The organism is Haloferax sp. ATB1 (genome assembly GCF_000730175.1).
Genome location: NZ_JPES01000019.1, coordinates 21,417 through 32,029 on the forward strand (window position 1 = coordinate 21,417; position 10,613 = coordinate 32,029).

The window sequence follows — 10,613 nt, forward strand, 5'->3', positions numbered from 1 at the left end:
TCAGCGGCGAGTAAAACCGTGCGGATGTCGCCGAAGTCTGCCGAATCCCACGCTCCGCACCGCTAGCGGGTTATCGGCCCAGCGACGCACTCGGGTCGTTGAGCCATCGGTTCTCGGCCGCCTCGACGCTGACGAGTCCCGCGGAGTCGCCTTCCGGAGTCATCCGGACGCGAAGCCGCCAGCGACCGTCCGAGAGCGCCTCGCCGTCGATGAAGCGCACCGCCCGCCCGGGCGTCCGGCGGAGGAGCGACACGGCGATGGGGAGCGTCGGAATCCGTCCGGTCCGCTCCGCGAGCGCGTAGTCGCCGAACGTGAGTTCCCACGTCCGAGAGCTGTCGTCGCCATCGGTTCGCGCGTCGGTGCGGGCGTCGGTTTCGGACGTCCTGTCAGCCGTGATGTCTGTCCCGGTGTCAGGAATCGGCCGTACCGAGTACCCCTCGACGAAGCCGACCGTTTCGAGGTGCCCGAGCGTCGCGTCAACCGGGTTTGGCGTCGGGGTCGGACAGAACAGTCCGGCGGCCGACTCGACGACCGCCCGCTGTTCGGCGGCCGAGAGGCGAACGTCCAGTTCGCTCATCAGGCTCCACACCAAGGTGAGACAGAAGTCGTCGTGGTCGTCGACGACCTCGGCCAGCGTGAGATACGTCTCCATCGCGGCGGTCTCGGCCTCTCGGTGGCCGAGTTCCGACAGCGCCTCGAACAGCGCGCCCGCGGTGTCGTGGCAGAAGGCACTGTAGCGGGTGTAGTCGTCGTCAGATTCTGCTGCCTCTGCGGCCGACCGAGGTGGCCCCTTCGACACCTCGTACACCTGCGGGTCGTCGTACGGAATGTTCGGGTCGTATCGCCGAAGCGCCGCCCGGTAGTCTCTCGTCAGTTCCGCAGCCTTCCCGGCGGTGCGCCGGTCCGGAAACCGCCGGCCCGTCGCAGCACCGGGCTCCGAACCCGTGCGACCGCACACTATCGCGTAGTCGCCGTCGGAACGCGCCAGAGACCGAATCTCGGCTCTGACGTCCCGAAGCGTCCCCCCCACCATCTCGGTTCTAGGTCGAGAGACCGGCCGATTATAGGTTGCGATTGTGTCGGTGGCTGACAGCCGAAACGACGCGCCCCGGCCCACAAGGCTTTGGTCCCGCCGACCCCATTCGACGCTCGTGGACGAGATAGCCGTCAGCACCGTCGTCTACCTGCCCCCCGAGGAGATATACGAGTTCCTCGTGGACTTCCCGCGGTACGCCGACTACTCGAAGCACCTGCGAGACGTGCGACAGTCGGGCGACGGGTCGCCGGGCACGCGGTACGCCCTGTACTTTTCGTGGTGGAAGCTCACCTACACCGCCGAGTCGAAGGTGACCGACGTCACCCCGCCGACGCGAATCGACTGGACCATCACCAAAGACGTACACGCCGTCGGCCGCTGGCGGGTCGAGGAACTCGACGACCTGCCGGCCGACGCCCCATCGGAGGACGAGACCGCCTGCCGCGTCTTCTTCGAGGTCGAGTACGACCCCGACAGCGTCTCCGCGGGCGACATCGACCTCCCGCGGTTCGTCTCGCTGGGGTGGGTCATCGATAAACTCCGGCCGGTACTCCAGAAGGAGGCGGAGCGAATCGTCGAGCGAATCGTCGCCGACATCGAGGGGCGGCCGCGACGCGTGGAACTGACGATACACTCGAAACCGGGGTCGTGAGCCGCCGATGAACGGGGTATCCGTGAAGGGAAATGCACATACGCGCCCGCAGTCCAAACCAGACGTATGACAGGGGCTGGTCTCTGGTGCGCGTGATAATCATCGGTGCCGGACAGGTCGGGTCGTCCATCGCGGCCGACCTCGACGAGACCCACGAGGTCGTCGTCATCGACTGCGACCCGGAGCGCGTCGACGAACTGAACTACTCGCTCGACGTGCTGGCGCTTCACGGCGACGGAACCTCCGTGGACACGCTCGAAGAGGCCGACGTCGAGCGCGCCGACATGGTCATCGCCTCGACCGACGACGACGAGACGAACATCGTCGCCTGCGCGACCGCCAAGGCCATCTCGGACGCCTTCACCATCGCCCGCGTCAAGAACACGGAGTACCTCCGGACGTGGCAGCGCTCCGAGAAGGCGTTCGGCATCGACTTCATGGTCTGTACGAACCTGCTCGCCGCGGAGTCCATCGTCCGCGTCGTCGGCCTCCCCGCCGCGCGCGACGTTGACCCCTTCGCGGGCGGGCAGGTCCAGATGGCCGAGTTCGAAGTCGACGAGGAGAGCCCCGTCGCCAACCAGACCGTGAGCGAGGCCGACCGCTTCGACTCGCTGACCTTCGCGGCCATCCTCCGCGACGGCGAGGTCACCATCCCCCGCGGCGACTCCGTCATCGGGCCGGGCGACCGCGTCGTCGTCATCGGCAGTCCCCAGAGCGTTCAGGGGTTCGCAAGCTCCGTCTCGCCGGGCGAATCGCCGGGCACCGCGGAGGAAGTCGTCATCGTCGGCGGGAGCGAAATCGGGTACCACGTCGCCCGTCTCCTCGAAGAGCGCGGATTCAAGCCCAGACTCATCGAGCACGACCCCGACCGCGCCCGCGAACTCGCGGAGATGCTCCCGGGGACCATCGTCATGGAGAGCGACGCGACCGACGTGGACTTCCTCGAACGCGAGTACATCGGCGACGCCGACCTGCTCGTCTCGGCGCTCGACTCCGACGAGAAGAACCTGCTCGTGTCGCTGCTCGCCGCTCGCCTCGGCGTCGAACGCACCGTCGCCGTCATCGACACGACGCCGTACGTGGACCTGTTCGAGGCCGTCGCGTCGACGTGGGCGTCAGCCCCCGCGAGGTCGTCGCCGAGGAGATAACGCGCTTTACCCGCGAGGGCGGCGCGGAGAACGTCGCGCTCATCGAGTCTGACAAGGCCGAAGTGCTGGAAATCGAGGTCGACGCCGAGAGCGTCCTCGCCGGTAAGCCGATTCGGGAGTCGGTGGCGACGCTCCCCGAGGGCGTCGTCATCGGCGCGATAACCCGCCGCCGCGAGTTCATCACCCCCCGCGGCGACACCGTCATCGAACCCGGTGACCACGTCGTCGTCTTCGTCGATAGCTGCGTCATCGACGACGTGACACCCAATCTGTAGGTCGGTCCGCCGCACAGCCTCCCGTTCTGCGCCGAAATCCCGACCCCGTCACGCCGTCGCGCACTCGATCGCGAACCCGAACAGGGAAGAACCCGGCGCTCGGTACGTTAGTCCACGGATGAAATTGCGGGTCGATTACAGAGCCAGCCTGCGTCTCGTGGGGACCGTCCTGAAATATCTCGCGGTCCCTCTTTGTTTCCCGCTCGTGGTCTCGCTGTACTACGGCGAGTCGGTGCTCCCGTTCGTCGTCACGATGGCCGTCACGGTCCTCGTCGGCACGGGGCTCGAACGGCTCGCCGACGACCCCGACATCGGGGCCCGCGAGGGCTTCCTGATGGGTCGCGGTGACGTGGCTGGCCGTCACGATAGTCGGCGCGATACCGTTTCTCGTCGAGGCCCACGGCATCCCCTTCCTCACGTCACCCATCCACCCCGAGTCGACCCTCGGGAACCCGGTGAACGCGCTGTTCGAGACGATGAGCGGCTTCACCACGACCGGGGCGACGGTGCTCGGCGACATCTCGTTTAACTCGCACACCCGCGGCATCATGATGTGGCGACAGCTCACCCAGTGGCTCGGCGGGATGGGTATCGTCGTCCTCGCGGTCGCCATCCTCCCCGAACTCTCCGTGGGTGGCGCACAACTGATGGACGCGGAAGCGCCCGGCCCCGGCATCGAGAAGCTCACCCCGCGCATCGCCGAGACGGCCCGCGCGCTCTGGGGCGCGTACCTCGGCCTCACGGTCCTCGAAATCGTCCTCCTCTACGGCCTCCACGTCACCGGCAACGCCCCGAACATGGACGTGTACAACGCCATCGCCCACGGGCTGACGACGATGCCGACCGGCGGGTTCTCGCCGGAGGCCCGGAGCATCGAGGCGTTTTCCGCGGCCGCGCAGTGGGTCATCATCCCCTTCATGGTCGCCGCCGGGACCAACTTCGCGCTCTTCTGGCACGTGCTGACCGGCGACCCGAAGCGGCTGTTCCGCGACACCGAGTTCAAGTCTTACCTCGGCGTCATCGGCGTCATCTCAGCCATTCTCGCGGGGATTCTCTTCCTCGGCGACGGCCTCATGTCCGTCGCGCCGGCGGGCGAGACCTACGACCAACTCTACCTCGAAGGCATCCGCACGGCCATCATCGGCAACGTCGAACCCGCGGTCCGCCAGTCGGTGTTTCAGGTCGTCTCCATCGTCACGACGACCGGCTACGCCAGCATCGACTTCAACGCGTGGAGCGCGCCGACGCAGTACGGCCTCCTGTTCGCGATGTTCATCGGCGGCTCCGGGGGTTCGACCGGCGGCGCGGTCAAAATCGTCCGCTGGTACGTCATCGTGAAGTCGCTCCGCCGAGAGCTGTTCACGACGGCCCACCCCGAGGCGGTCCGCCCGGTCAGGCTCGCCGGCCGCGCGGTCGACGAGCGGGCCATCCGCGGCATCTACGCCTTCACGCTCCTGTACCTCGTGCTCTTTTTCGTCTCGGCCGGGGTCCTTCACCTCGACGCCGCGCGCACCGGGTTCGACGTGAGCATCCTCGAGACCATGAGCGCCGTCGCCGCGACCCTCGGGAACGTCGGGCCGGGCTTCGGCGTCGTCGGCCCGATGGGGAGCTATCTCGACTTCTCCAACGGTTCGAAACTGTACATGGTGCTTCTCATGTGGGTGGGCCGACTGGAGATTCTGCCCGTGCTGGTCATCTTTACACCGGAGTACTGGCGGCGATAGCGCCGGAAAAACAGAAGTCAGTGCCCGTGTTTCGTCAGGGATTCAGTCCGTAGATGACCGAACGGGCGAACACCAACACCGGGATGATTTCGAGGCGGCCGACCCACATGTTGAAGAGGAACATCGTCTCGGCCCACGGATTCATCCACGGACCGGTGATACCCGTCGAGATACCGACGTTCCCCTGCGCGGACGCGACTTCGAACAGCGCGTCGGCGTAAGTGAACTCCGGTCCGGCGAGGTTCACGAGCAGAATGCTCGACCCGACGAGCAACAACAGCCACAGCATCGAGACGATGGCCGCCTCGGAGAACTCGCGGTCCATCTCGGTCCGCGAGAGGCGACGACCGTTCATCTCGATGTTGACGATTGCGCTCTCGGGGAGGAACACGCGGGAGAACTGCCAGCGGATGCCGCGGGCGATGGTGTAGCCGCGGATGATTTTGATGCCGCCGACGGTCGACCCGGCGGCCCCGCCGAGGGTCATCGCCCCCGACAGAAGAATCTTCCCGCCGTCAGACCACTCGCCGAGCGGCGCGGCCTGAAAGCCGGTACAGGTGAGCGCGCTCACCCAGTGGAAGGCGGCGTCGCGGACGGCGTCCGACTCCGCCCCGCCGACGACGCCCGAGAGCCCGAAGTAGTCGGCAGTCTCGACGAACGCCGACCCCGCGGTCGCCGGGAGACTGACGAGGTTCTGGACGGCCAGCGCGACCGCGCCAACGGCGAAGAGGACGAGGAGCCAGCGCGTCTGGAGATCGCCCCAGAGGCGGTCGATGTCGCGGTTCTTCAGGACGGCGTAGTGAACGGGGAAGGCGATTGCCCCCAGCGCCATGATGGGGAGCAACACCGTCTCGATGAGCGGCGAGTCGTACGTGCCGATAGAGCCGTCGGTGACGGCGAACCCGCCGGTCGAGAGGCCGGTCATCGCGTGGTTGAGCGCCTGCCACGCGACCTCCCACAGCGAGAGCGACGCCCCGTAGTCGCTGGCGCGGATGGCGAAAAAGAGGATGACCACCGACAGGAGCGTGTAGCCGACGAAAATCTTCCAGACGGTCCGGACCGTCGAGACGACGCTCGGGTGAATCTTCTCTTCTCTGGCCTCGCCGCGGTAGAGCGCGTAGCTCCCGCTGCCGGGCCGCGAGAGGATGGAGACGGTGAGGACGATGACGCCCACGCCGCCGACCCACTGGATGAGCGAGCGCCACCACTGAATCGTCCGCGGGAGCGACGGCTCGTGGATACCCATGGTGAGGCCGCTTCCGGTCCAGCCGCTCATGCTCTCGAACAGGGCGTGTAAGGGGTCGCGGAAGTAGACGAGGCTCGACTGGGCGTAGTCGGCTCCGGCGGGAACGAGCGCCGTGAAGACGCTCTGCGGGGCGAACTGCGCCGTGAGGAAGAAGGGAAGCGACCCGAAGGCAGCCGTGGCAAACCAGCCCGCGGCGGCGATTATCATCCCGTGTTTCATCCGGGGCGCAGGGGCGTCCTTGAACGCCTTCCGCGCGCCAAGCCCGACGAACGCCGTCGCGCCCCCGGCGACGAGGAACGCGAGCGCGGCGTACCACTCGCCGAAGCCGGCCGCGACGAGGACCGAGGCGGTCATCAGCGCCGACTCCATGGCGAGGAGCGAGCCTACGTCGCGGCCGATGACCGCGAGGTCGGCGGGCCAGCCGGAGACGGTTCGTCCGCGGCGGGGCATCAGTGGTCCTCGTAGTGGCCGAACACGTCGGTCACCTCGGGCGTCGCGCCCTTCGCGGAGTAGACTGTCAAAAGGTCGCCCGTGCCGATGGTGGTGTTCCCGCGGGGCGTCACGGGGTCGTCGTCGCTCTCACGCTCGATGGCGACGATGAGGGTGTCGCCGTCGAGGAGGTTCTCCTGGGCCGCCTCCTGAATCGTCATCCCCGCAATCGGCGCGTCCTCGTCGACGCGGATTTCGAACACCTCGGCGTGTTCGCCGATGCGCATGTAGTCGACGATGGACGGGCGCTTGACCGCCCGGTAGAGGTACTCCGCGATGAGTCGCTGGGGGTTCTCCATCGTGTTGACGCCGATTTGGCGGTAGAGGCTCATGTGCTCGGGGTTGTGGACGACGGAGACGATGTCCGGGATGTTGAGTTCCTTCGCCAAGAGACAGACCATGATGTTTGTCGCGTCCTTGTCGGTCGTCGTGATGATGGCGTCGGCCCGGTCCGCGCCGGCCTCGTCGAGCGTCTGTTTGACCGTGGCGTCGTCGTTGAGGACGAGACAGTCGAACGTCGCGGCGGCCGCCTCGGCCTTCGCCTCGTCGCGCTCGACGACGACGACCTCGTTACCGCCCTCGGTGGCGATTTCGATGAGCGGCGTGCCGATGTTGCCCGCGCCGACGACGATGATGTACATGACGTTCCGGCGTCCGTATCGGGTGGTGGAAAAACTATCGGCATGTCGTTTCGTTGTTCAAAATACGATTTCCCGAACAAACGGCTACTGAGTGTGGATTCACCGCGTGTTCGGTCGCCGAGTCGGGAGATGATCGAGGATTTGTCCAGCCCCGACCCCGCGGTCACGGTGTCCGGTTCGGCTTGGCGGACCGGGTATTTATCAACGGATATGATATATGTGGACATATGTCACTTCCGACCAGTCGGCCTCGCGGCCAAGCGAGGGTCCGCCCGTGAGTCACTCGGGCGGGCGCGAACCGGCCGTAAGTCTCGGTCTGCTCGACGCGACGATGGTCGGAATCGGTGCGATGATCGGCGCGGGAATCTTCGTCTTGACGGGGCTCGCAGTCGACATCTCCGGTCCGGCGGCCATCATCGCGTTCGCTCTCAACGGCGGCGTGACGACGTTCACGGCGCTTTCGTACGCCGAACTCGCGGCCGCGATTCCGCGAAACGGCGGCGGATACGCGTACGTCCGCGAGGTGTTTTCCGCACCCGTCGCCTTCGTCATGGGGTGGACGCGGTGGTTCACGTACATGATTGCGGGGTCGCTGTACGCGCTCGGCTTCGCGTCGAACTTCGTCGAGTTCGGCCACATCTACGGGTACGCCCTTCCGGGGCCACCGGTCCTGTACGCGCTCGGCGCCGTCGTGACGCTCGTGGCGCTCAACGCCCTCTCGACGGAAGCCTCGGGACGGGGTGAAACGGCGATCACGCTACTCAAAATCGCCATTCTCGGCGTGTTCGTCGCGTTCGGTCTCACGGCCGCCGACGCCGGGGAGTTCGACCCGCTTTTCACCGAGGGACCGCTGTCGGTCCTCCCCGCGATGGGGCTGACGTTCATCGCGTTTCAGGGGTACGACCTCATCGCCACCGTCACCGAGGAGGTCGAGAACCCGCAGGTAAACATCCCGCGGGCCATCCTCCTCTCGGTCGCCGTCACCGTGGTCGTCTACCTGTTCGTCGTCTTCGTCGCTATTGGGACGCTCGGCGCGGACGGGCTCGCCGGCGCGGGCGAGACGGCAATCGCGCAGGCGGCGGAGGGCTTCATGCCGACGTTCCCGATACTCGGAACGGGCGCGGCGCTCATCGCCTTCGGAGCGGTCTTTTCGACCATCTCGGCGCTCAACGCGGTCGTCATCGGCTCGTCGCGGGTGGCGTTCGCCATGGGCCGCGAGCGACAGTTGCCCGCCCGCCTCGGCCGGTTCCACCACCGGTACGGGACGCCGCTCGTCGCCATTCTCGCGTCGGCCGTGGTGATGCTCGTCGCCGTCCTCGTCGTTCCCATCCGCATCGTCGGGAACCTGGCGAGTCTGTTCTCGCTTCTGGGCTTTATCATCGTCAACTACGCGTTGATTCGGCTTCGGCGGCGACAGCCGAACCTACAGCGACCCTTCGAGGTGCCGCTGTACCCCGTCACCCCGGTCCTCGGCATCGTCTGTAACGTGCTTTTGGGCCTCTTTATCGACCCGTTTACCTGGGCGCTGGCTATCGGCTGGCTCGTCGTCGGCGGCGGCGTCTACCTCCTCTTGTCGAGGCGGGACGACGTCGGCCCGGCGGGACCACCCGAGATTCAGGACCCAGAGCCGATCGAGCCGGCGGAGGGAGCCGACGACTGACCAACGACTGACCGACGAAAGAGCCGACCGCACACTGCACCGAGACGACTACTACACGCCAACACCAATTCACACGCATGCCCGACCCAGTAACACACGATTTACGCGTCGTCGTCGCCGGCGGTGGAGAGTTGGGCCTTCGGACGGCCGAACTCCTCTCCGACCGCGGCCACGACGTGGTCATCGTCGAAGCGGACCCGGACCGAATCCCGGACGTCGCCGACAAGTACATCGCCACCGTCATCGAGGGAGACGCCTCTCGTCCGGAGATACTCAGACAAGCCCAGCCCGAGCGGAGCGACGTGTCGCCGCACTCACTGACGACGAGTCGACTAACTTCGCCATCTGTCTAGCCGCACAGCGGATGTCGGACGTTCGAACCGTCATGCGAATCACCGGGACGCCGGACGAACTCTACGAGGAGTTCGTGGACGGACTCGTCTTTCCCGAGCGACTCGGCGCGCGGGCAGCGACCAACGAAATCGCCAACGGCGGTGTTCGAACTATCGAAGACATCGGTGGCAACGTCGAAATCGTGGAGGTCGAAGTCGCCGAAGACGCCCCCGTCGCCGGCAAGCGACTCGACGAGGTTCGACTCCCGCAGGGGAGTCTCATCATCGTCGACTATCAGGGGAACCGAATCGGCGGCCCCGACACTGTCCTCGAAGCCGGTCACCGCTACGTGCTCGGCGTCGAGTCGGACGTGGCCGACGAAGTGATGAATCTGTTTCGGGGATAGTCCACCCACGACGACCGACGACCGGGACTGGGCGTCTCGGTCGGCGCTCGGTGCCGTGAAAAACCGTTCTCGTGTTAGTTCTCGACCGCGGACGCGGCGCGGACGATGGTCTCCTCGCCGAACTTTGGCCCGATGAGCTGGAGGCCGACCGGGAGGCCGTCGGTCTCGCCCGCGGGAACCGAGATGGCGGGGAGGTTCGCGAGGTTCACCGGCACGGTGTTCGCGTCGGCGAGGTACATCTGGAGCGGGTCGTCGAGGCTCTCGCCGAGTTCGAACGGCGGGACGGGCATCGTCGGCGACGCGACGACGTCAACGTCCTCGAACGCCTCGTCGAAGTCCTGTTTGACCCACGCGCGGGCGTCCTGCGCCTTCGCGTAGTACTTGTCGTGGTAACCGGCAGAGAGCGCGTACGTGCCGAGGAGGATGCGGCGTTTGACCTCGGAGCCGAAGCCCTCCTCGCGGGCGCGGGCGAACGCCTCGTTCCAGTTGCCGTCGTAGCCGCCGGATTTGCCGTAGCGGACGCCGTCGAAGCGAGCGAGGTTCGACGACGCCTCGGACATGGCGATGACGTAGTAGGCGGCGACGGCCTTCTCGACGGACGGCATGCTGACCTCGCGGTACTCCGCGCCCTGCGCTTCGAGTTCGTCGAGCGCGGCCCAGAACGCCTCCTCGACGCCCTCGTCCGCGCCTTCGACGAACTCGGTCGGGACGCCGATGGTGAGGCCCTCGACGTCGCCGTCGGCGGCCGCGGCGTAGTTCGAGTCTGCGCCGGCGTCGCGGGTCGTGCCGTCGCGGTCGTCGGGGCCGGCGATGACGTCGAGGAGCGCGGCGGCGTCCTCGACGGTCGGTGCGATGGGGCCGATCTGTTCGAGGGAGTTCGCGTAGGCGACGAGGCCGTAGCGCGAGACGAGGCCGTAGGTCGGCTTGATGCCGACGACGCCGCAGAACGCGGCGGGACAGCGGATGGAGCCGCCGGTGTCGGTGCCGAGCGCGAGGTCGGCCT

Annotated in this window: 6 protein-coding genes and 3 pseudogenes; 5 read left to right on the forward strand and 4 right to left on the reverse strand. The window is 66.8% G+C overall.

Going from position 1 to position 10,613, the window contains the following annotated elements; all coding sequences use genetic code 11:
• Positions 1-70: 70 nt before the first annotated feature.
• Positions 71-1,033 carry a hypothetical protein gene (locus ATB1_RS03385; protein WP_042662270.1) on the reverse strand — a complete coding sequence of 321 codons (963 nt, stop codon included), beginning with the start codon at positions 1,031-1,033 and terminating at the stop codon, positions 71-73.
• A 118-nt stretch (positions 1,034-1,151) separates the two neighbouring features.
• On the opposite strand from ATB1_RS03385, the gene ATB1_RS03390 reads away from it, so the two are divergent.
• The 3 genes and pseudogenes from ATB1_RS03390 to ATB1_RS03400 all read left to right on the forward strand — a co-directional run bounded on the left by ATB1_RS03390 (position 1,152) and on the right by ATB1_RS03400 (position 4,835).
• A complete protein-coding gene (locus ATB1_RS03390) occupies positions 1,152-1,688 on the forward strand; it encodes a type II toxin-antitoxin system RatA family toxin (RefSeq protein WP_042662271.1) in 537 nt (178 codons plus the stop codon).
• Between the two features lie 86 nt (positions 1,689-1,774).
• Positions 1,775-3,111, forward strand: a pseudogene (gene trkA / locus ATB1_RS03395) (Trk system potassium transporter TrkA).
• Between the two features lie 118 nt (positions 3,112-3,229).
• Positions 3,230-4,835 (forward strand): annotated as a pseudogene (locus ATB1_RS03400) (TrkH family potassium uptake protein).
• A gap of 34 nt (positions 4,836-4,869) precedes the next feature.
• Here ATB1_RS03400 and ATB1_RS03405 read toward each other — a convergent pair.
• Together ATB1_RS03405 and ATB1_RS03410 are read right to left on the reverse strand one after the other, a co-directional pair.
• Complete coding sequence (locus ATB1_RS03405) at positions 4,870-6,531, reverse strand: TrkH family potassium uptake protein (protein WP_042662272.1); 1,662 nt, start codon at positions 6,529-6,531, stop codon at positions 4,870-4,872.
• The gene (locus ATB1_RS03410) at positions 6,531-7,211 is read right to left on the reverse strand and encodes a TrkA family potassium uptake protein (protein WP_042662273.1); all 681 of its coding nucleotides are present in this window, start codon (positions 7,209-7,211) and stop codon (positions 6,531-6,533) included. Before ATB1_RS03410 ends, ATB1_RS03405 begins: the two co-directional genes overlap by 1 nt.
• 274 nt (positions 7,212-7,485) lie before the next feature.
• On the opposite strand from ATB1_RS03410, the gene ATB1_RS03415 reads away from it, so the two are divergent.
• A complete protein-coding gene (locus ATB1_RS03415) occupies positions 7,486-8,871 on the forward strand; it encodes an APC family permease (protein ID WP_042662274.1) in 1,386 nt (461 codons plus the stop codon).
• A gap of 77 nt (positions 8,872-8,948) precedes the next feature.
• Positions 8,949-9,610: pseudogene (locus tag ATB1_RS03420) on the forward strand (potassium channel family protein).
• A gap of 74 nt (positions 9,611-9,684) precedes the next feature.
• Here the strand turns inward: ATB1_RS03420 and ATB1_RS03425 are convergent.
• Positions 9,685-10,613, reverse strand: a 929-nt coding sequence (locus tag ATB1_RS03425; RefSeq protein ID WP_042662275.1) for an amidase family protein, incomplete at its 5' end; no start/stop codon positions are given.

Coding starts and splice junctions, on each gene's coding strand:
- ATB1_RS03385 (WP_042662270.1), bottom strand. CDS start 1,033: ATGGTGGGGGGGACGCTTCGGGACGTCAGAGCCGAGATTCGGTCTCTG.
- ATB1_RS03405 (WP_042662272.1), bottom strand. CDS start 6,531: ATGCCCCGCCGCGGACGAACCGTCTCCGGCTGGCCCGCCGACCTCGCG.
- ATB1_RS03410 (WP_042662273.1), bottom strand. CDS start 7,211: ATGTACATCATCGTCGTCGGCGCGGGCAACATCGGCACGCCGCTCATC.